This window comes from Agromyces sp. MMS24-JH15, from assembly GCF_043518605.1.
Taxonomy (GTDB): Bacteria; Actinomycetota; Actinomycetes; order Actinomycetales; family Microbacteriaceae; genus Agromyces.
This window is the reverse complement of sequence record NZ_CP171358.1, coordinates 45,213-63,972: the sequence shown is the minus strand read 5'-3', so window position 1 is coordinate 63,972 and position 18,760 is coordinate 45,213. Positions and strand designations below refer to the sequence as shown.

The 18,760-nt window shown below is 72.9% G+C and carries 19 protein-coding genes; 11 read left to right on the top strand and 8 right to left on the bottom strand.

Annotated features, from left to right (window positions below; translation table 11 throughout):
• Position 1 precedes the first annotated feature (1 nt).
• The 4 genes from ACDF64_RS00305 (at position 2) to ACDF64_RS00290 (ending at position 4,085) form a co-directional block, all read left to right on the top strand.
• Entirely contained in the window at positions 2-790 is a 789-nt protein-coding gene (locus ACDF64_RS00305; RefSeq protein ID WP_394552802.1) for a carbohydrate ABC transporter permease, read from the top strand.
• Positions 787-1,899 (top strand): Gfo/Idh/MocA family protein, encoded by a 1,113-nt coding sequence (locus ACDF64_RS00300; protein ID WP_394552801.1) that lies wholly within the window; start codon positions 787-789, stop codon positions 1,897-1,899. The genes ACDF64_RS00305 and ACDF64_RS00300 overlap by 4 nt, the downstream gene beginning before the upstream one ends.
• Positions 1,890-2,720, top strand: coding sequence for a hypothetical protein (locus tag ACDF64_RS00295; protein ID WP_394552800.1), 831 nt, complete (start codon positions 1,890-1,892; stop codon positions 2,718-2,720). The genes ACDF64_RS00300 and ACDF64_RS00295 overlap by 10 nt, the downstream gene beginning before the upstream one ends.
• A gap of 72 nt (positions 2,721-2,792) precedes the next feature.
• On the top strand, positions 2,793-4,085 hold the full coding sequence (locus ACDF64_RS00290; protein WP_394552799.1) for an endo-1,4-beta-xylanase: 1,293 nt from the start codon (positions 2,793-2,795) through the stop codon (positions 4,083-4,085).
• Between the two features lie 39 nt (positions 4,086-4,124).
• On the opposite strand, the gene ACDF64_RS00285 is transcribed toward ACDF64_RS00290, so the two are convergent.
• The 3 genes from ACDF64_RS00285 to ACDF64_RS00275 form a co-directional block, all read right to left on the bottom strand.
• A complete protein-coding gene (locus tag ACDF64_RS00285; protein ID WP_394552798.1) occupies positions 4,125-5,882 on the bottom strand; it encodes an ATP-binding protein in 1,758 nt (585 codons plus the stop codon).
• 52 nt (positions 5,883-5,934) lie between these two features.
• Complete coding sequence (locus ACDF64_RS00280; RefSeq protein ID WP_394552797.1) at positions 5,935-6,627, bottom strand: response regulator transcription factor; 693 nt, start codon at positions 6,625-6,627, stop codon at positions 5,935-5,937.
• 105 nt (positions 6,628-6,732) lie between these two features.
• Positions 6,733-7,395 (bottom strand): helix-turn-helix transcriptional regulator, encoded by a 663-nt coding sequence (locus ACDF64_RS00275; RefSeq protein WP_394552796.1) that lies wholly within the window; start codon positions 7,393-7,395, stop codon positions 6,733-6,735.
• A 119-nt stretch (positions 7,396-7,514) separates the two neighbouring features.
• On the opposite strand from ACDF64_RS00275, the gene folE reads away from it, so the two are divergent.
• Genes folE through ACDF64_RS00255 form a run of 4 tightly spaced genes read left to right on the top strand, consistent with a single transcriptional unit; the run spans position 7,515 to position 11,083 of the window.
• The gene (gene folE, locus ACDF64_RS00270) at positions 7,515-8,192 is read left to right on the top strand and encodes a GTP cyclohydrolase I (protein ID WP_394552795.1); all 678 of its coding nucleotides are present in this window, start codon (positions 7,515-7,517) and stop codon (positions 8,190-8,192) included.
• Positions 8,189-9,433, top strand: coding sequence for an NAD(P)/FAD-dependent oxidoreductase (locus ACDF64_RS00265; protein WP_394552794.1), 1,245 nt, complete (start codon positions 8,189-8,191; stop codon positions 9,431-9,433). The genes folE and ACDF64_RS00265 overlap by 4 nt, the downstream gene beginning before the upstream one ends.
• Before the next feature lie 22 nt (positions 9,434-9,455).
• A complete protein-coding gene (gene folP / locus ACDF64_RS00260) occupies positions 9,456-10,376 on the top strand; it encodes a dihydropteroate synthase (RefSeq protein ID WP_394552793.1) in 921 nt (306 codons plus the stop codon).
• A complete protein-coding gene (locus ACDF64_RS00255; protein WP_394552792.1) occupies positions 10,373-11,083 on the top strand; it encodes a pyrimidine reductase family protein in 711 nt (236 codons plus the stop codon). Before folP ends, ACDF64_RS00255 begins: the two co-directional genes overlap by 4 nt.
• 89 nt (positions 11,084-11,172) lie before the next feature.
• Here ACDF64_RS00255 and ACDF64_RS00250 read toward each other — a convergent pair whose 3' ends face one another.
• The 3 genes from ACDF64_RS00250 to ACDF64_RS00240 form a co-directional block, all read right to left on the bottom strand.
• Complete coding sequence (locus tag ACDF64_RS00250) at positions 11,173-12,819, bottom strand: DNA repair helicase XPB (RefSeq protein WP_394552791.1); 1,647 nt, start codon at positions 12,817-12,819, stop codon at positions 11,173-11,175.
• A 70-nt stretch (positions 12,820-12,889) separates the two neighbouring features.
• Positions 12,890-14,767, bottom strand: a complete 1,878-nt coding sequence (locus tag ACDF64_RS00245) for a helicase-associated domain-containing protein (protein WP_394552790.1) — start codon at positions 14,765-14,767, stop codon at positions 12,890-12,892.
• 5 nt (positions 14,768-14,772) lie between these two features.
• The gene (locus ACDF64_RS00240; protein WP_394552789.1) at positions 14,773-15,048 is read right to left on the bottom strand and encodes a hypothetical protein; all 276 of its coding nucleotides are present in this window, start codon (positions 15,046-15,048) and stop codon (positions 14,773-14,775) included.
• 108 nt (positions 15,049-15,156) lie between these two features.
• On the opposite strand from ACDF64_RS00240, the gene ACDF64_RS00235 reads away from it, so the two are divergent.
• Together ACDF64_RS00235 and ACDF64_RS00230 are read left to right on the top strand one after the other, a co-directional pair.
• Positions 15,157-15,537 carry a cold-shock protein gene (locus tag ACDF64_RS00235; RefSeq protein WP_394552788.1) on the top strand — a complete coding sequence of 127 codons (381 nt, stop codon included), beginning with the start codon at positions 15,157-15,159 and terminating at the stop codon, positions 15,535-15,537.
• Positions 15,530-16,408 carry a DUF3027 domain-containing protein gene (locus ACDF64_RS00230; RefSeq protein ID WP_394552787.1) on the top strand — a complete coding sequence of 293 codons (879 nt, stop codon included), beginning with the start codon at positions 15,530-15,532 and terminating at the stop codon, positions 16,406-16,408. The genes ACDF64_RS00235 and ACDF64_RS00230 overlap by 8 nt, the downstream gene beginning before the upstream one ends.
• Here ACDF64_RS00230 and ACDF64_RS00225 read toward each other — a convergent pair.
• Together ACDF64_RS00225 and serC are read right to left on the bottom strand one after the other, a co-directional pair.
• Positions 16,378-16,653, bottom strand: coding sequence for a DUF2530 domain-containing protein (locus ACDF64_RS00225; RefSeq protein ID WP_394552786.1), 276 nt, complete (start codon positions 16,651-16,653; stop codon positions 16,378-16,380). The genes ACDF64_RS00230 and ACDF64_RS00225 overlap by 31 nt on opposite strands.
• Before the next feature lie 2 nt (positions 16,654-16,655).
• Positions 16,656-17,771, bottom strand: a complete 1,116-nt coding sequence (gene serC / locus ACDF64_RS00220) for a phosphoserine transaminase (RefSeq protein WP_394552785.1) — start codon at positions 17,769-17,771, stop codon at positions 16,656-16,658.
• Between the two features lie 80 nt (positions 17,772-17,851).
• Between serC and ACDF64_RS00215 the strand changes: the two genes are divergently transcribed.
• Positions 17,852-18,544 carry an iron dependent repressor, metal binding and dimerization domain protein gene (locus ACDF64_RS00215; RefSeq protein WP_394552784.1) on the top strand — a complete coding sequence of 231 codons (693 nt, stop codon included), beginning with the start codon at positions 17,852-17,854 and terminating at the stop codon, positions 18,542-18,544.
• The last annotated feature ends 216 nt before the right edge of the window (positions 18,545-18,760 follow it).

Genomic DNA, 18,760 nt, shown 5'->3' with positions numbered 1-18,760 from the left:
CATGTTCGAAGCACGGAGCCGCCTGGGCCGAATCGGCCTGCAACTGCTCGTGACGCTGCTCGTCATCCCGTTCCTGCTGCCGCTCGTCGCGATGGTCCAGGGATCGCTCGTCGGCGCCGGGTTCGAGAACTACCTCGCGGTGCTCCGAGTGGGCAGCATCGGCACGTTCTTCCTCAGTTCGGCGATCATCTCGGCCGGGGTCATCCTGCTCGTCTACGCGGTCACCATGCTCACCGCGTTCGGGTTCGCGAAGTTCCGCATCCGACGGAAGGAGCTCTACTTCTGGCTCCTGCTCGCGTGCCTCACGCTGCCCGAGGTCGTGCTGCTCGCGCCGCTCTTCGCGACGTTCGTCTCGACGGGCCTGTACGACACCTACTGGGCGGTCATCCTCCCGCTCGCCGCACTGCAGATCCCCTTCGCCGTGCTCCTCGTCCGCACCTTCATCGAGGGCATCCCGGACGAGCTGTTCGAAGCGGCACGCGTCGACGGGGCCAGCTCGTGGCGCGGATTCATCCACCTGGTGATCCCGCTCACGCGTCCGATCGCGGCGGCGGTGCTGATCTTCACGCTGATCGGCGCGTGGAACAACTACCTGCTGCCGCTCGTGTTCCTGCAGGACCCGGCGAAGCAGACGATCACGCTGCTGCCGTCGTACTTCATCGGGCAGTTCAGTCACGACCAGACCAAGGTGCTGGCGTCCGCGGTGATCACCGCGATCCCGGTGGTCGTGGCGTACCTCTGCCTGCAGCGCCTGTTCGAGCGCGGCCTGGCCGCGGGAGCGATCAAATGAGCACGACGATCGGGGTCGGATTCGCCGGCGCAGGTCCCGTGACGCAGGCGATCCACCTGCCGACGATCGCGCGGCTGGGCGGTCGGTTCCGGCCGGCGCACGTGATGGACGCCGATGGCGGCATCGCGAGCTCCGTCGCCGAGCCGTCCGGGGCGCGCTGGTCGACCTCGTACGACGAGCTCCTGGCGGACCCCGACACCGAGGTGGTCGTGATCGCGAGCCCCGACCGGTTCCACGCCGAGCAGGTCGAGCGGGCCTGCGCCGCCGGCAAGCGCGCGGTGCTCTGCGAGAAGCCGCTCGCCCTCTCGCACGCCGAGGCCGATCGCATCGGCGAGGCGGCCGCGGCGACCGGCGTGCCGGTGCTCGTCGGCGCGATGCACACCTACGACCCGGCGTGGATGCGCCTCGATACCGACCACCCCGGATTCCACCCGCACACCGTGCGCTCGGACATCGTGCTCACGCCCAACGCGCGGTCCGAGGAGTTCGCGTCCGAAGTGCTCGCCCGACCCGCCGAGCACGAGATCGACCCGGACGACGTCCGGCAGGTCGCCGACCACGTTCGCGGCATCGTGATGGGCCTCGCCGTCCACGACCTGCCGCTCGTGCGGGCGCTCTGCCCCGACGACGCCCGGCCGGAGGTGCTCCGGGCCGAGACCCCGCCGTCGGGCGGGTACCGGATCGTCGCGCGCGCCGGCGGCGTGCGCGTGCTCCTCGACGCCGTGAAGACCGGACGCGCGCGGCCCCGGTGGGACCTCGAGGCATGGAGCGAGGATGCCTCGGTCCGCCTCGCCTTCCCGCCGCCGTACGTGCACGCCGGAAGCGGCGTGCTCGAAGTCCGGCAGGGCGACGTCACCCGGACCGTGGGCCCGACAGCCCGCAACGGCTACGAGGAGGAGTGGCGGCTGATCGCTGGCGTCCTGGACGGACGGATCGACCCGCCACCGCTCTCGATCGCACTCGACGACGTGCGGTTCGCGATCGAGATCGCCGACGGCGCGGCGGAGGCCGCCGCGGCCGAAGTCGCCCGGCGCGGCGTCGGAGCGCCCGTCGGAATACCGCCGGTCGCACCGAACGGCGTACCGCTCGGAGCGCGATCGTGGAGCTGAGGCTCGACGTCGCGACGTCCGACGCGCCCGGTGCGGTGCGGACGGCACTCGGGACCCTGCCGCGCTCGTACGGGCCGGCCTCGTCGTCGGGCTCGGCTCCGCCCGCCGTCGCGGTGATCCGCGGCGCGCCGGGATGGACGGAGGATGCCGCGCGCGCGGCACGCGCGGGCGCCCGGGGCATCCTCGTGGTCGACCCGGTCGCCGACCGCGCCGCGCCCGACGATCTCGCCGCGCTCGCCCGCATCCCGATCGTGCTCGACACGCCCTGGCGGCACCGGAGCGCGCTCGACGCGGCCCGCGCGCCGCTCCACCGACTGCTCCGACCTCACGCGCTCATCGAATGCCGGGTGGTCGGACGCCCCGGCGACGCATCCGACCGTCAGCTCCTGGGCGTGCTCGGCCTGCTTCGCGGACTCGGCGTCCCGGCACGCCGGCTGCACCTCCACGAGGCCGACGCACACGGATTCGCGGCGACCGGCGAGCTCGACCAGGGCGTTCGCGCGTGCGTGTGGGGAATCCTCACGCCGTCGGCCGATCCCGGAGCGTCGATCCGCCTGATCGATGCCGCCGGGAGCGTCGAGATCGACCTGCCCGCCCCCGACGGCGGGGCGCAGCCGGCGAGGGTCGTCGTCGACGACGAGTCCGATTCCGCGACGACGATCGGGCCGTTCGAGACCTCGACCCGCGGTGCGCTGATCCGGTTGCACCGGCTGGTCGGCGGCACGGGTCGTGCCGGGCCCGCAGACGAGGGCGCCGACGACGTCGCGTCGTTCCTCGCCGACGCCGAGCTCGTCGGCGCCGCGACGTCCTGCGCTCGCTGATCGGCGCGTCGTCATCCCATCCCCATCACGCTCCAGCTTCCAGACCCGCTCCGCTTCCACGAGGAGGACCACATGACCGTTGCCGTCACCACGACCGACCGTCGCCTCGACCACCGGCGCTTCCACGCCGAGCTCACCGTCCTTCGGCCCGACGGGCGCCCGCTCGCCGACGCCGTCGTGACCGTCGAGCAGGTCCGGCACGCGTTCGCGTTCGGCAACATCGGCTTCGACTTCATCCCGCTCGCCAACGCCGAGACCGAGCCCGACGAGACGGCCGCCAGGGTCGAGACGTTCGGCAATGCCGACATCGACCTGCTCGGCACGCTCGAGCCGCTCTGGCTCGACCTGTTCAACACGGCGGTCCTGCCCTTCTACTGGGGCCGGTTCGAGCCCGTGCGCGGTCGGACCGACACCGCGAGGGTGCGCCGAACCGCCGAGTGGTTCCGCGATCGCGGCGTCGCGCTGAAGGGACATCCGCTCGTCTGGCACACCGTGACCGCGCCCTGGCTCCTCGATCTCCGCCTCGACGAGGTCGAGGCGGCGCAGCGGGAGCGCGTGCGACGCGACGTCGCCGCGTTCGCAGGGCTGATCGACGAGTGGGACGCGATCAACGAAGCGGTCATCATGCCGATCTACGACCGGGTGGACAACGGCATCACGCGGCTCGCGTACGATCGCGGCCGCATGGAGATGGTGCGTCTCGCGGTCGAGACGGCCCGCGAGGCGAACCCGGACGCGTTCCTGCTCATCAACGACTGGGACCTCACCGCGGCCTACGAGTGCCTCATCGAGGGCGTGCTCGAGGCGGGCATCCGGCTCGATGGGATCGGCCTGCAGACCCACATGCACAAGGGGTACCGCGGCGAGGACGAGATCCTCGCGACCATCGACCGGTTCGCGAGGTTCGGGCTGCCGATCCACCTCACCGAGTCGACGCTGCTGTCGGGCGAGTTGATGCCCTCGACGATCACCGACCTCAACGACTACCGCGTCGACCACTGGCCGTCGACCGACGAGGGCGAGGCGCGGCAGGCGGACGAGATCGAACGCCACTACCGTTCCCTCGTCGGGCATCCGGCGGTCGAGGCCATCACCTACTGGGGCCTCAGCGACAACGGATCCTGGCTCGGCGCGCCCGGCGGGCTCGTTCGCGCCGACGGCTCGCCCAAGCCGTCGTACCGTGCGCTGCACGGGCTCATCAAGGGCGAGTGGTGGCTTCCGCCCACCGAGGTGCGCACCGACGAGCGCGGCCGGATCCGGGCGAGCGGATTCCTCGGCGAGTACCGCGTCAGCTCGGGCGACCGGTCGGCGACGGTCTCGCTCCACGGCCCCGGTGAGGCGCAGGTCGACGTGGTGCTCGGTTAGCGTCGTGCGGCCGGGCGTCGGCTCGGCCGGGCCGGCGCCTCAGCCGACCTGCTGCGGCGCCGACGACGTGCCGGCCAGCGGGAGCCGGACCCGGAAGGTCGCGCCGCCGCCCGGCGTCTCGACGACGTCGACCGTGCCGTTGTGCGCGGCGACGATCGAGGACACGATCGCGAGGCCGAGCCCGGACCCGCCCGTCTCGCGCGTGCGGGACGTGTCGGCGCGCCAGAACCGCTGGAAGATCTTCTCGCGGATCTGCGCCGGGATGCCCTCGCCGTGGTCGACGACCTCGATCATCGCGCGCTCGGCGGCGTCGTCGACCGAGACGCGGATCTCGAGCGGGCCGCCGGGCTGCGTGAACCGGATCGCGTTGCCCATCAGGTTCGTGATGACCTGGCGGATCTTGTTCTCCTCGCCGAGCACGATCGCGGGCCGGACGGCCGCGGTCGCGGGCTCGGTGACGTCGATCCGGCTCGCTGCGGTGCCCGAGTCGACCGCGGGCGTCGGCTCGGTCGGGACCGCGCCCAGCGCCTCCCGGCGCGCGGCGCCCGCGGGCTCGCCGCGGAAGCGGCGGCCGCGCAGGCGGGCGAGCGTGGCCCCGGCGAACGCGATGGTGCCGGTGCGCCCGCCCCGCGCCGGCGCCGGCTCGAGCTCGACCGCGACGACGGGCTCGCCCGACGGGGCATCCGTGTCGTCCTCGGCCGGTGCGATGACCGTGACCGTGCGATCCGGGTGCGCGGCCATCGTGTCGAGCGCGGCGTCGCGCGCCAGCGGCACGAGGTCGACCTCGACGAGCTGGAGCGGCAGGGTCTCGTCGAGTCGCGCGAGCGCGAGCAGGTCCTCGACGAGTCCGCCCATGCGGATCGCCTCCTTCTCGATGCGATCCATCGCCTGCCCGACCTCTTCGGGCGACTGGAGGGCGCCCATCCGGTACAGCTCGGCGTAGCCGCGGACCGAGACGAGCGGGGTGCGCAGCTCGTGCGACGCGTCGCCGACGAAGCGGCGCATCTGGTCGATCGTGCGCGCGCGGTCGCGGAACGCCCGGTCGATGCGGTTCAGCATCAGGTTGAGCGAGCGGTTGAGCCGCCCGACCTCGGTGTTCGGCGTCGCGCCGCTCAGCCGCTGGCCGAAGTCGCCGTCCGCGATGGCCGCGGCGGTGCGCTCGACCTCGCGCAGCGGGCCGAACGTCGAGGTCACCATCATCCGGGTGAGCAGGGCGCCGACGAGGATGACCCCGAAGCCGAAGCCCAGGAAGATCGTGAGGTAGGCGGCCAGCAGGCGCTCGCTGTCCGCGGTCGAGACCGCGATGAGCACGGGCACGTAGCCGCCGTGCGAATCGACCGCGATGAGCGCGACCGCGCGGAACGTGGCATGCCCCGACTCGTCCGGCAGTTCGAAGACCGCGTACCTGCCCGCGTTCAGCTGGTAGACGGACACCGGACGGAGCTCGGACGGGTACTCGGGCTGCTCCTCCTGGGGCACGCCCTCCCAGTTGTTCCGCACGTACTGGCCGTCGGAGTCGTAGAGCGCGATGAAGACGCTGTCATCGGGCGTGAAGGTGCTGCCGTCGAGGTCGACGTCGCCCACCTCGCCCCGGCGGTCCTCGAAGTACTTGTCGAGGTTGCCGCCCGCGATCGCGCGCAGCTTGGTCGCCATCTGGTCCTCGAGGTACGAGCGCAGCATCCACGCCGTCCCGATGCCCGAGACGAGCAGGCCGACCGTCAGCATGAGCACCGTGACGCCGGTGATCTTGGTGCGGAGCGAGATCGCGTTCCATCGCTCGGTCATCGTCTGGTGCATGGCTGGGCGAGTCTACGGATCATCCCTGAGCCGGTCCTGTGCCCCGGCCGGGCTAACCCTTGGAACTCTTCAGCATGTAGCCGAAGCCGCGTTTGGTCTGGATCAACGGCTCCGCCGAGTGCTGGTCGAGCTTTCGTCGCAGGTAGGAGATGTAGCTCTCCACGATGCCCGCGTCGCCGTTGAAGTCGTACTCCCAGACGTGGTCGAGGATCTGCGCCTTCGACAGCACGCGGTTCGGGTTCAGCATGAGATAGCGCAGCAGCTTGAACTCGGTCGGGGAGAGCTCGACCGGCACGTCGCCCACGAGCACCTCGTGCGTGTCCTGGTCCATGGTGAGCTCGCCGGTGCGGATGACCGCGTCCTCCTCGGCGTGCATGGTGCGCCGGAGGATCGCCTTGATGCGCGCGACGATCTCGTCGAGGCTGAACGGCTTGGTGACGTAGTCGTCGCCGCCGACCGTGAGGCCCGTGATCTTGTCCTCGGTGTCGTCCTTCGCCGTGAGGAAGAGGATCGGCGCGGTGTATCCGGCCGAGCGGAGCCGCTTGGTCACGCTGAAGCCGTTCATGTCGGGCAGCATGACGTCGAGGATGATCAGGTCCGGTTCCTCCTCGAGGACCGCGGAGATGGTCTGCGCGCCGTTCCCGACGGCACGGACGGCGAAGCCGGCGAAGCGGAGGCTCGTGGTGAGCAGGTCGCGGATGTTCGGCTCGTCGTCGACGATGAGAATGCGTGGTCCGTCGCTCATGTCGACATTCTGCTGCGGATCGGCTGCATCATCGCTGAGAAATGGTCGAGTGTCCGCTTTCCGTCAGTTTCGCGCGACCTGGGCGCGAGCGGAGTCGACGCGCGGTCAGGGGGAGATGCGCAGGCAGCAGCCGCCCGCTCCGGGGTCGGCGTGCACGCGCTCGGCGGTGTCCCCGACCTCGTCGGCCATGGCCCCCACGAGCGAGTGGTTCAGTGCGCACACGACCCCCGGATGCTCCTGCGCGAGCCGGTGGAACGGGCACGTGCCGAGCACGGTGTCGTCGCCGGCCGTGCGGGGCTCGAAGCCCGATCGTGCGAGCGCGTCCGCCAGGTCGTCGGCGCCCGCCGCCAGCCGGCGGCCCGCTCGGCTCGCGGCGTCGTGGAGGGCGGCCTTGGGCGAGGCGCCCGCCGCCGCGTGCTCGATGGCCTCCGCCATGACGCTGCCCGCGAGGGCGTAGAGCCGGCCCGGCACGCTCAGCGCGAACTCCGCGTCGCCGCGGCGGTAGACCTTCGCAGGACGGCCCGCGCCCGGTCCCGACCGGCCGTTGAGCCTGCGGAACTCGACCGCGAGCAGGCCCGCGTTCGCGAGGCGCTCGAGGTGGAAGGCTGCGGTCGAGCGCGCCAGGCCGAGTTCGCCGGCCACGACCTCGCGGGTCGCGCCGTCGTCGTGCTCGACGACCACGGCGTAGACCCGGCGCCGGAGCGGGTCGGCGAGCAGGGCCGCGGCCGGCCAGAGCCCGTCGCCCGCGCCTCCGCCATCGGATGCCATGGCCCCGACCATACTCTAAAAACAGGATCGATTGACAGAATTGGGGCGGCGACCTAGCGTCGACCTCATCGGACGTCGAGTGCCCGCCCCGGCGGGCGCCGACGCGGAGGAGGTGCGGGATGAGCCAGGAAGCGACCCCGGTCGTCGTGCCCTTGCACGCCGTCACCGACGACGAGGAGGCGGGCCTGCGTCCAGGCCTTCGCGCCGGCCTCCGGTCGGGTCATCCTGCCGTCGATCGCGACCGCGCGCGCGCCGCCGTCGGCGACCTGCTCGCCGCCCTCGGCCAGGATCTCTCCTCTCCGCACCTCGCGGACACGCCGCGGCGCGCGGCCGACGCGCTCATCGAACTGCTCACGCCCGAGCCGTTCCAGGCCACGACCTTCCCGAACGAGGAGGGCTACGACGACCTCGTCGTCGTAGCCGGCATCCCGTTCCACTCGCTCTGCGAGCACCACCTGCTGCCGTTCCGCGGCGTGGCGCACGTCGGCTACGTGCCCGGCGACCGCCTCGTCGGGCTGTCGAAGCTCGCCCGGATCGTCGAGCAGGCCGCTCGCGCGCTCCAGGTGCAGGAGCGGATGACCCGCCAGATCGCGGACTGGATGGAGCGGGAGCTCGCGCCGCGCGGCGCCGGCGTCGTGCTCGAGGCCGAGCACCTCTGCATGTCGCTGCGCGGGCCGCGCATCGCCGGCGGCACGACCACGACCAGGAGCCTCACCGGGCTCCTCCGAGACGATCCGAGGATGCGCCGCGAGTTCGAGTCCCGCTGCGCCGGGCGGGGAACGGGGCAGGGGTCATGAGCGAGGGCGGGATCGTCATCGTCGGGGGCGGCCTCGCGGGAGCGCGGGTCGCCGAGGGGGCGCGCGCGGCCGGGTACGACGGACCCGTGCGGATCGTCGCGGCCGAGGACGCGATGCCGTACATCCGGCCGCCGCTGTCGAAGGAGTTCCTCGCGGGCACCGGTTCCCGCGACGACCTCGACGTGCATCCCGCCGAGTGGTACGCCGAGCAGCGGGTCGAGGTGCTCCGGGGCGTCCGTGCGACCGGGCTCGACGTGCGCGCGCATCGGGTGCGACTCGACGACGGGCGCGATCTGGCCTGGGACCGGCTGCTGCTGGCGACCGGTTCGACCCCGCGGCGGTGGCCGGGTGCCGGCGCCGACCTCGAGGGCGTGCACCTGCTGCGCACCATCGGCGACTCGCTCGCGCTCCGCGCGCTGTTCGAGCCCGGCGGTCGGTCCATCGTGCTCATCGGCGCGGGCTGGATCGGACTCGAGGTCGCGGCCGCGGCGCGCGGGTACGGCAACGAGGTCACGGTGGTCGCGCCCGAGGCCGTGCCGCTCGAGGCCGCGATCGGACCCGCGGCGGGCGAGGTGTTCGCGCGGCTGCACCGCGACGACGGCGTCGACCTGCGCCTGTCGACGAAGGTCGCGGGCATCGCGGGCGAGGAGGGCCGCGCGATCGGCGTCGCCCTCGAGGGCGGCGAGGTCGTGCCGGCCGACGCGGTGATCGTCGGCATCGGGGCCGTCCCGATCACCGGGCTCGCCGAGGCGGCCGGCATCGAGGTCGGGAACGGGATCACGACGGATGCCGGCTTCCGCACGAGCGAGCCGGACACCTACGCCGCAGGCGACGTCGCGAACGTGTACCAGCCGTTCCTCGGCGCGCACCTGCGCACCGAGCACTGGGCGACCGCCGAGCACCACGGGCTCGCGGCGGGCCGCTCGATCGCGGGCGAGGCGGTCGAGTTCGACGAGCCGCCCTACTTCTACACCGACCAGTACGATCTGGGCATGGAGTTCTCGGGCTACGGGCCGCTCATGACGGGGGTGCAGCCGGTCTTCCGCGGCGACGTGCCCGGCCGCGAGTTCATCGCGTTCTGGGTCGCGGACGAGCGCGTCGTCGCGGGCATGAACGTGAACGTCTGGGACGTCAACGAGCAGGTGCAGCAGCTCATCTCGTCGCGCGTGCGCGTCGACGCCGCCCGGCTCGTCGACCCGGGCGTGCCGCTCGAGGCTCTGCTCGCCGGGGCCGGCGCATGACGCGCCGCGCCGGAGCGGCGGAGTGAGCGGGCCGCTCGGCTGGGTCGAGCCCGAGTTCGCACACCCCGTCCGCCGCATCGCGGGGCGCGCCGTTGACTTCCGGCGCTCGATCGCCGTGATGGCGGTCGTCAACCGCACGCCGGACTCGTTCTACGACCGCGGCGCGACCTTCGGCCTCGACGCGGCCGTCGCCGCCGGCCGGCGCGCCATCGAGCAGGGCGCGGCCTGGATCGACATCGGCGGCGCGAAGTTCGGACCCGGTCCCGCGATCCCGGTCGCCGACGAGATCGACCGCGTCGTACCCGTGGTCGCGGCGCTCGCGGGCGCCGGCGCCGCCCTCTCGGTCGACACGTTCCACGCGGAGGTCGCCGCCGCGGCGATCGCCGCCGGCGCCGACGTGATCAACGACACCACGGGCGTGCACGACCCCGCGCTCGCGGAGGTCGTCGGGGCATCCGACGCGACGCTCGTCATCACGCACAGCCGCGCCGAGCCCCGCCGGTGGTTCCCCCGCCCGCAGTACGACGACGTGGTGTCCGAGATCGCCGCCTTCCTGGAGGAGCGCACCGCGCTCGCCGTCGCGCACGGCGTGCCCGAGGAACGGATCGTGCTCGACCCCGGGCACGACCTCAACAAGAACACGCTCCACAGCCTCGAGCTCACGAGGCGGTTCGGCGAGCTCACGCGCCTCGGGTTCCCGCTCGTCGCGGCGGTCTCGAACAAGGACTTCATCGGCGAGGCGCTCGACCGGCCCCGCGAGGGGCGGCTGGCCGGCTCGCTCGCGGCGGCCGTCTTCTGCGTCGCCCAGGGCGCCCGCATCCTGCGGATGCACAACGTCGTCGAGTCGGTCGACGCGGCGCGGACGGTCGAGGCGATCCTCGGATGGCGCGAGCCCGCGTTCCTCCGGCACAACATGGTCGACGGGCCGAACGAGGAGCCGTGAGCACGCCGACCCGCGAGGACCTGCTCGACGCGTACGCGATCGGCGACCGGGGCACGCCGCGGGTGCGGATGAACCTCGTCGCGAGCCTGGACGGCGCCGTCACGATCGACGGGCGGAGCGGCGGCCTCGGCGACGAGGCCGACCGGCTCGCGATGGGCGTGCTGCGCGCGCTCGCCGACGTCGTCCTGGTCGGCGCCGGGACGATCCGCACCGAGGGGTACGGCGGCGTGCGCGTCGGTCGCGAGGGCGTGGCCTGGCGACGCGAGCACGGCCTGCCCGACCAGCCGCGGATCGCGGCGGTCTCCTCGGCGCTCGACCTGCCCGCGGGGCATCCGTTCTTCACGGAGGCCGTGACCCGGCCGATCGTCGTGACCCACGCGGCGTCGCCCGCGGACCGGAGGGCCGACCTGGCCGCCGTCGCAGACGTGCTCGTGTGCGGCGACCACGAGGTCGACCCGGCCGCGATGCTCGGCGCGTTCGCCGCGGCTGGCCTGCCGCAGGTGCTCTGCGAGGGCGGTCCGCACCTGTTCGGCGCGCTCCTCGGCGCCGACGTCGTCGACGAGCTGTGCCTCAGCCTCAGCCCGACGCTCGTCGGCGGCGACGCCGGCCGTATCGTGCGCGGCGCGCCGGAGGCGCAGCGGCGGATGCGGCTCGTGCACGCGATCCCGGCCGGCGACCTGCTGCTCCTGCGGTACGCGCGGCGCTGAGGCGCGGCGCGCGCTGCCCGCGCGGGCGCGCCCGGCCCGCGCGGCCCGCGCCGCCTTGCGGGAGTCGGTCCGGCGCCGGCCGGGCCAGGCTACGCGGCCGCGTCCAGCGTGTGCGCGTCGAGGATCGTGTAGCTGTACCCCTGCTCGGCGAGGAACCGCTGCCGGTTCTGCGCGAAGTCCTGGTCGACCGTGTCGCGCGCGACGAGCGTGTAGAAGTTCGCGGGCAGGCCCGACTGCTTCGGGCGCAGGAGCCGCCCGAGGCGCTGGGCCTCCTCCTGGCGCGATCCGAACGACCCGGAGACCTGGATCGCGACCGTCGCCTCGGGCAGGTCGACCGAGAAGTTCGCGACCTTCGAGACGACGAGCACCTTGGTCGTGCCGTCCCGGAACGCCTGGAACAGCCGCTCGCGCTCGTCGACCGGCGTCGAGCCGGTGAGCTGCGGGGCGTCGAGCGCCTCGGCGAGCTCGTCGATCTGGTCGAGGTACTGGCCGATCACGAGGATCCGCTCGCCCTGGTGCCGCGCGACGAGCTGGCGGACCACGTCGAGCTTCGCGGGCGCGGTCGCCGCGAGCCGGTACCGCTCGTCGTCGGCGGATGCCGCGTACGCGAGCCGCTCGGACTGGGGCAGGTCGATCCGCACCTCGTAGCAGGCCGCGGGCGAGATGAAGCCCTGCGCCTCGATCTCCTTCCACGGCGCGTCGAACCGCTTGGGCCCGATGAGCGAGAAGACGTCGCCCTCGCGTCCGTCCTCGCGGACGAGCGTCGCGGTGAGTCCGAGCCGGCGCCGGGCCTGGAGCTCGGCGGTGAGCTTGAAGACGGGCGCGGGCAGCAGGTGCACCTCGTCGTACACGATGAGGCCCCAGTCCAGCGCGTCGAGGAGCGCGAGGTGCGCGTACTCGCCCTTCCGCTTCGCGGTGAGGATCTGGTAGGTCGCGATCGTGACCGGCTTGACCTCCTTCACCTGCCCCGAGTACTCGCCGATCTCCTCGGCCGTGAGGCTCGTGCGGCGGAGCAGTTCGTCGCGCCACTGCCGGGCCGAGACCGTGTTGGTCACGAGGATCAGCGTGGTGGTCTTCGCCGTCGCCATGGCCCCGGCGCCGACAAGCGTCTTGCCGGCCCCGCAGGGCAGCACGACGACGCCCGACCCGCCGTCGAAGAAGTTGTCGACGGCCTTCTGCTGGTAGTCCCGCAGGTGCCAGCCCGACTCGTCGAGGTCGATCGGATGCGGCGTGCCGGGCGTGTACCCGGCGAGGTCCTCGGCCGGCCACCCGAGCTTCACGAGCTCCTGCTTGAGGGCGCCGCGCGCCCAGGGCGCGACGAGGAAGCTCTCATCGTCGATGCGCTCGCCGAGCAGCGGTGCGATGCGCTTGGCGCCGGCGACCTCGGTCAGCACCGCGATGTCGGAGCTCTGCAGCCGCAGGACGCCTTCGTCGGTGCGGTCGATCACGAGCCGGCCGTAGCGGGCGACCGTCTCGCGCATGTCGACCGACACGGTCTGCGGCACCGGGAACTTCGCGTACCGCTCGAGCGTGCCGAGCATGTCCTCCGCGGTGTGCCCCGCGGCGCGCGCATTCCACAGCCCGAGGCGCGTGATGCGGTACGTGTGGATGTGCTCGGGGGCGCGCTCGAGCTCGGCGAAGATCGCGAGATCGTGGCGTGCATCCTCTGCGAGCGGGTTCGCGACTTCGAGCAGGACCGTTCGGTCGCTCTGCACGATGAGGGGGCCGTCTGACATAGCCGACCAGTCTACGCCCGTTGCGTGAACCCTTCGGCAGCGCGATCGGATCGCTGGAGCGCGCTCGGGCTCACTCGTCGGGGGCGGGCCCGACGCCCGCGATCGCCGACAGCGGCAGCGTGCGCTCGATGTCGCTCTTACGGTCGCGCGCGCGAAGTCGGCCGTTCGCGACGCTCGCGGGGGCGAGCAGGTAGTCGGCGGTCTGCCCGCCGGGCATCCGCACGGTCACCGTGAGCGTCTCCTTGGCGCGCGCCGCAGCCTCGAGCTGTCGGGCGAGCCACGCGAGCTCGGTCCCGGGCCCCTCGTCCTCCGTCAGCACGCGGTCGAGCATCTCCTCCGTCGGGTCGACCCGCGGCGGGACCGCGGGCGTGGCCGCGAGGTGATGCCGGTTCAGCCGGATGATCTGCCCGGAGGGATCCTCGGCCGCGACCGGGTACTTCGCGTCGGAGAGCGCCCAGAACACGACGTCCGGCGGGAACCGCGAGTGCAGGTGCTCGTCGTCGGCGCGGCGCAGCGCGAGCGACGTGAGCGACTGGTCGACCTCGATCGTGTGCAGGAGCGCCGAGTCGGCGGAGCGCACGATCGCGCGCGCGGGCGTCGCCGATGCGGGCGCGGTCGACACGCGCACCGCGCCGAAGCGCCGGGACGCCTCCGACAGCAGGTACTCGAGCGGCTGGGGGATCCCCGTGAGGGAGATCGAGCCCAGGAACTCGCGCAGCGCGGCGGCGGACTCGCCCGCGGCGAGTGCCCGGTTCACGGATGCCGCGCTCACGCGGTAGCTCGATGCGAGGTCGCGCCCTTCGACGTCCGCGAATGCGCGCAGCCGGGCGTCGATCGAGGGCTCGAGCGGGCCTGGCGCGACGATCGAGAGGTCGTGCTGGAGGTAGACCCGGTCGACCTGGCGCGGGAAGTGCGCCGAGAGCTGCGCGGACGCGGCGCCGACGTCGCCCGCGAGCACGAGCCGGGTCGCTTCGATCGGCTCGCCGGACACGGCGAGCCCGAGCGCCTCGGCCTCGCCGACGAGTCGATCCAGGCCCTCCTCGAGCCAGCGGCCGCCCGCGGGGTACAGCCACGTGACGTCGTCCCGCAGGGCCGCGGCCGACAGGGTCTCGCTGCGGCGGCCGACGAGCTCGCGGAGCGTCGGCGGGATCCGCTCGCGCCACTGCTCGGCGAGCAGGCGCCACCGGGCCTCGGCGCCATCGAGCGCCCATTCGGCGCCGTGGTCGGATTCGAGCCAGTAGGCGCCGTCGCGGATGACGAGCCCGGCCTCGACGGCACGGTGCACGAGCGGGGGCACCTCCTCGAGCGGGAGTCCGGTCGCCTCGGCGATGCGCTTGGAGTCGGGGAGCGAGAGTCCGCCCTTGGCGAGCTCGCGCGCGGGCTGGATGCCCAGCGCCGAGATGAGCTCGGCGGTCGCGGCGATCGTCGCGTACGCGGCCTCGGCGGCACGCCGTGCGAGGAGCGTGTGGTCGACGCCGTCGACCGGTTCGAGCACGGGCGGCGGGAGCGCGACAAGCTGGTCGAGCGAGGGGAGGTCGTGCGCGAGTCGGGGCAGGATGCGCGCGGCCACCGCGGTCGGCACGTGGACGCGGCCGTCGCCGTCCGCCTCGCCGTCGTCGACGACGACGAGCAGGCGGTCGACGAGGTCGGTGAGCAGGGCGGCGTGCGCGGCGACCAGCCGATCGGATGCCCCGAGCCGGGCGAGCTCGGATGCGACGCCCTGCACGGTGAGCCTGGCGCCGTTCGAGGCCTCGGACGCGGCCGCGAGGACCGCGAGGTGCGGCCGGTCGAGCCGGCTCAGCGCCTGGTCGACGGAGTCGGGGGTGAGCAGCGCCTCGGCGAGGTCGAAGAGGTCCTTGACGCTCGTGCGGTCGAACTCGCGAGTCGAGAGCGCGGTCGCGAGCGCGCCACGTCGAAGGGTGCGGAGTCTCGCGGCGAGCTCGAGCATGGCCGTCAGGCGGTGTTCCGTCGGCCCTCGCGGGACCGGCGGACTCCGTTGACGATGAGCAGCACGATGAGGAGCACGAAGCCGATGGGCAGGCCGATCAGCGGGAGGACGAGGATGATCGGCCAGACACCCTGGCTGAACCCGTCGTCCGCCCCGACGCCGGCGAGCGTGGCGATCATGATCGCCAGGAACGCCAGGATCGACAGCCCGACGATCGCCGCGACCATGTACGCGAGAACGCGTTCTGCGCGGGTGTCGGAGATGCTTCGCTCGGGGGCCACGATCCAAGACTATTGCAGGCCGCCGACGCGTGGCTCCCCGAACCGTAGACTGGGGTGCGGCCGAGCGCGCCCGTCCGGCGCGCCCACGAGACGAGCGAGGTTCCCGAGATGCCGACCGGCAAGGTCAAGTTCTACAGCGAGGAGAAGGGCTTCGGCTTCATCGCGACGGATGACGGCGAGGAGGTCTTCCTGCACGCGTCGGCCCTGCCGACCGGCACCGTCGCCAAGCCGGGGATGCGGCTCGAGTTCGGCATCGCCGACGGCCGGCGCGGCCCGCAGGCGCTCTCGGTCCGCGTCATCGACCAGAAGCCCAGCCTCGCGAAGCTGAACCGGCGCTCGCCCGACGACATGGCGAAGGTCGTCGAGGACCTCATCTCCTGGCTCGACAACGCCGGCAACGACCTGAAGAAGGGTCGGTATCCCGACAAGGCGCGCGGCCACCAGGTCGCCGAGCTCCTGCGCAGGGTGGCGGACGAGCTGGATGCCTGAGCCGACGGAGGATCTCGCGATCTCGGAGCCCGAAGCGGCCGAGCCCGTCCAGGCTGCTCAGACGGCTCAGACGGCTGAGACGGTCGAGCCTGTCGAGGCTGCTCAGACGGTCGAGCCGGTCGAGGCTGCCCAGACGGTCGAGACGGCTGAGACGGTCGCAGAGACCGATGCGCCCGAGCCGGTCGCGGAGCCCGAGCCGGTCGAGCCGCCCGTGGCCGACGACGTGCTCCTCGCGTCGGTCGCGCTGGCCCAGCGCGCCCTGCTCGAGACGACGACGCCCGAGTCGGTCGGCAGCGTCATCGGCCACATCGTCGAGGACCACCACGTCCTCACGCTGCACTTCGCGGCCGACCTGCCTGGCTATCCCGGCTGGCACTGGAGCGTCACGCTCACGCGCGTCGAGGGCGCCGAGCCGACCGTGCTCGAGACCGAGCTGATGCCCGGCGACCGCGCGCTGCTCGCGCCCGAGTGGATCCCGTGGTCGGATCGGCTGGCCGAGTACCGTGCCGCGCAGGCGGCAGCAGCTGTCGCCGCGGCGGCGGCGGGCGAGCCGGTCGACGACGAGCTCGACCCCGACGACGAGCACGCCGACTACGAGGACGACGAGCTCGGCGACGACGACGACCTCGGAGACGGCGAGTACAGCGACGAGGAGTTCGGCGACGAGGACCTGGGCGACGACCCGGCGAGCGACGAGGACTTCGACGGCGACGGGTTCGACGTCTACGACGGCATCGACATCGACGCGCTCGGCGAGGCCGAGGCGGACGCCGGGGCCGAGGACGAGGCCGAGCGCGAACCCGAGCCCGAGGCAGACGCGGACGCCGCGGCGGCCGAGCCTCAGGCCGAGGCATCCTCCGACGACGACTGAGACCGGGCGCCGGTCGACCGGCGCACCTGCACGACCGCGAGCCCGGCCACGCCGAGCCCGAGGCCGATCCACGCTGTCGCGGTGAGCCATCCGAGGCCGGCCTGCGCGAGCGCGTCGCCGAACGCGAGGCACGCGACGAGCACGAGCAGCCACCCGAGGGTGCCGGCCGCGAGGGCCTTCCTGGCGTCCGCGCGGGCGGGCGCCGGATCGGGCCGGCGCTCGTCCTCGCGGAGCCAGAACCGCACGGTCAGGCCTGGTGCTCGAGCACGTAGTCGATCGACGCCGTGAGGGCGCGCACGTCGTCCGGCTCGATCGCGGTGAACGTCGCGACGCGGAGCTGGTTGCGGCCGAGCTTGCGGTACGGCTCGGTGTCGACGATCCCGTTCTCGCGGAGCGTCTTCGCGATCGCGGCGGCATCCGTCGACTCGTCGAAGTCGATCGTGACGACCACCTGCGAGCGGTGCGCGGGGTCGGCGACGAACGGCGTCGCGACGGGCGACGCCTCGGCCCAGTCGTAGAGCACCGACGAGCTCTCGCGCGTGCGCGCGTCGGCCCACGCGAGGCCGCCCGACTGATTCATCCACTCGACCTGGTTCTCCATCAGCAGGAGCGTCGAGATCGCGGGCGTGTTCAGCGTCTGCTCGAGACGCGAGTTGTCGATCGCGTTCTTGAGCGAGAGGAACTCGGGGATGTACCGTCCGCTCGCGGCGAGCCGTTCGATGCGCTCGATCGCCGCGGGCGAGAGCAGCGCGAACCACAGGCCGCCGTCCGAGGCGAAGTTCTTCTGCGGGGCGAAGTAGTAGGCGTCGTACTCGGACGCGTCGACCGCGACGCCGCCCGCGGCGCTCGTCGCGTCGATCACGGTCAGCGCGCCCTCGTCGCCGGCGACGCGCCGCACGGGGGCCATGACGCCCGTGGAGGTCTCGTTGTGCGGCCAGGCGTAGACGTCGACGCCCGCGACGGCCTCGGGCTCGCTGCGCGTGCCGGGCGCGGCCTGACGCACGTCGGGGGCCTCGAGCCAGGGCGCGGCGGCCGCACCGGCGAACTTCGCGCCGAACTCGCCGAAGGTGCACAGCTGGGCCCGGCGATCGATGAGGCCGACGGCCGCGGCGTCCCAGAAGGCGGTCGATCCGCCGTTGCCCAGGACGACCTCGTAGCCGTCGGGGAGCGAGAAGAGCTCGGCCAGGCCGCTGCGGACGCGGCCGACGAGCTGCTTGACCGGCGCCTGCCGGTGCGAGGTGCCGAGGATCCGGGGGCCGACCTCGGCGAGGTGCGCGACCTGCTCGGCCCGGACCTTCGACGGACCGCAGCCGAATCGGCCGTCGGCGGGCAGGAGGTCGCTGGGGATCACGAGGTTCGGCATGGGGGCGATTCTAGTCGCGGTGCGCGCCCGGGCCGTGGCATGTGACAGGTAGGCTGGGCGGGGTTGAAACGGAGGCACGGGTGACGGATCTCATCGATACGACGGAGATGTATCTCCGCACGATCCTTGATCTCGAGGAGGAGGACATCGTCCCCCTCCGCGCGCGGATCTCCGAGCGCCTCGGGCACTCGGGGCCGACCGTCTCGCAGACCATCGCCCGTATGGAGCGCGACGGGCTCGTCGTCGTCTCCGGCGACCGCCACCTCGAGCTCACGACGGCCGGCCGCGCGAAGGCCGTGCACGTCATGCGCAAGCACCGGCTCGCCGAGCGCCTGCTCGCCGACGTGATCGGACTCGACTGGGAGTTCGTGCACGACGAGGCCTGCCGCTGGGAGCACGTCATGAGCGAGCAGGTCGAGCGGCGCCTCATCGAGCTGCTCGGGCACCCCACCGAGTCGCCCTACGGCAACCCGATCCCCGGCCTCGAGGAGCTCGGCCTCCCGCCGGCGGAGCGGTTCATGGCGGGCGTCCGGAACGTCGTCGACGCGGTCGCGGGGCAGGATGCGCCGGTCCGCGGCGTCGTCCGCCGCCTGGGCGAGCCCGTGCAGTTCGACCCCGAGTTGCTCGCGCAGCTCAAGGCGGCCGGCATCATGCCCGGGGCATCCGCGGAGTTCCGCCGGACCGGCGCGCTCGTGACGGTCGCGGCGGACGGTGCGGCCGAGGCGCTCGAGCTGCCGAACGAGGTCGCGGCGCACCTCTTCATCAGCGTCTGACCGCCTGACGAATCCGGCCGACGGCGACGGCGTGCGCGCGGTCCGCCGCGCCGGCTTCGTTATCTGGATGTGACAATCGACGACTCTTCACGTATCGTCGGTCCAGTCGTTCGGCTCAAGCCGGTCGTTCGACCGAGATCGAGACGCCCCCTTTCCCGGGGTCCACCGCTTGATCGGGACTCCGATGAGCGTCGACCCGGGCGCGCAGGTGGGGCG

Excerpts from the sequence above, each read along its gene's own strand:
- ACDF64_RS00285 (WP_394552798.1), bottom strand. The coding sequence starts at position 5,882 with ATGCACCAGACGATGACCGAGCGATGGAACGCGATCTCGCTCCGCACC.
- ACDF64_RS00235 (WP_394552788.1), top strand. The coding sequence starts at position 15,157 with ATGCCGACCGGCAAGGTCAAGTTCTACAGCGAGGAGAAGGGCTTCGGC.
- ACDF64_RS00305 (WP_394552802.1), top strand. The coding sequence starts at position 2 with ATGTTCGAAGCACGGAGCCGCCTGGGCCGAATCGGCCTGCAACTGCTC.
- ACDF64_RS00230 (WP_394552787.1), top strand. The coding sequence starts at position 15,530 with ATGCCTGAGCCGACGGAGGATCTCGCGATCTCGGAGCCCGAAGCGGCC.
- ACDF64_RS00280 (WP_394552797.1), bottom strand. The coding sequence starts at position 6,627 with ATGAGCGACGGACCACGCATTCTCATCGTCGACGACGAGCCGAACATC.
- ACDF64_RS00300 (WP_394552801.1), top strand. The coding sequence starts at position 787 with ATGAGCACGACGATCGGGGTCGGATTCGCCGGCGCAGGTCCCGTGACG.
- ACDF64_RS00250 (WP_394552791.1), bottom strand. The coding sequence starts at position 12,819 with ATGTCAGACGGCCCCCTCATCGTGCAGAGCGACCGAACGGTCCTGCTC.
- folE (WP_394552795.1), top strand. The coding sequence starts at position 7,515 with ATGAGCCAGGAAGCGACCCCGGTCGTCGTGCCCTTGCACGCCGTCACC.
- ACDF64_RS00245 (WP_394552790.1), bottom strand. The coding sequence starts at position 14,767 with ATGCTCGAGCTCGCCGCGAGACTCCGCACCCTTCGACGTGGCGCGCTC.
- ACDF64_RS00265 (WP_394552794.1), top strand. The coding sequence starts at position 8,189 with ATGAGCGAGGGCGGGATCGTCATCGTCGGGGGCGGCCTCGCGGGAGCG.
- serC (WP_394552785.1), bottom strand. The coding sequence starts at position 17,771 with ATGCCGAACCTCGTGATCCCCAGCGACCTCCTGCCCGCCGACGGCCGA.
- ACDF64_RS00275 (WP_394552796.1), bottom strand. The coding sequence starts at position 7,395 with ATGGCATCCGATGGCGGAGGCGCGGGCGACGGGCTCTGGCCGGCCGCG.
- ACDF64_RS00290 (WP_394552799.1), top strand. The coding sequence starts at position 2,793 with ATGACCGTTGCCGTCACCACGACCGACCGTCGCCTCGACCACCGGCGC.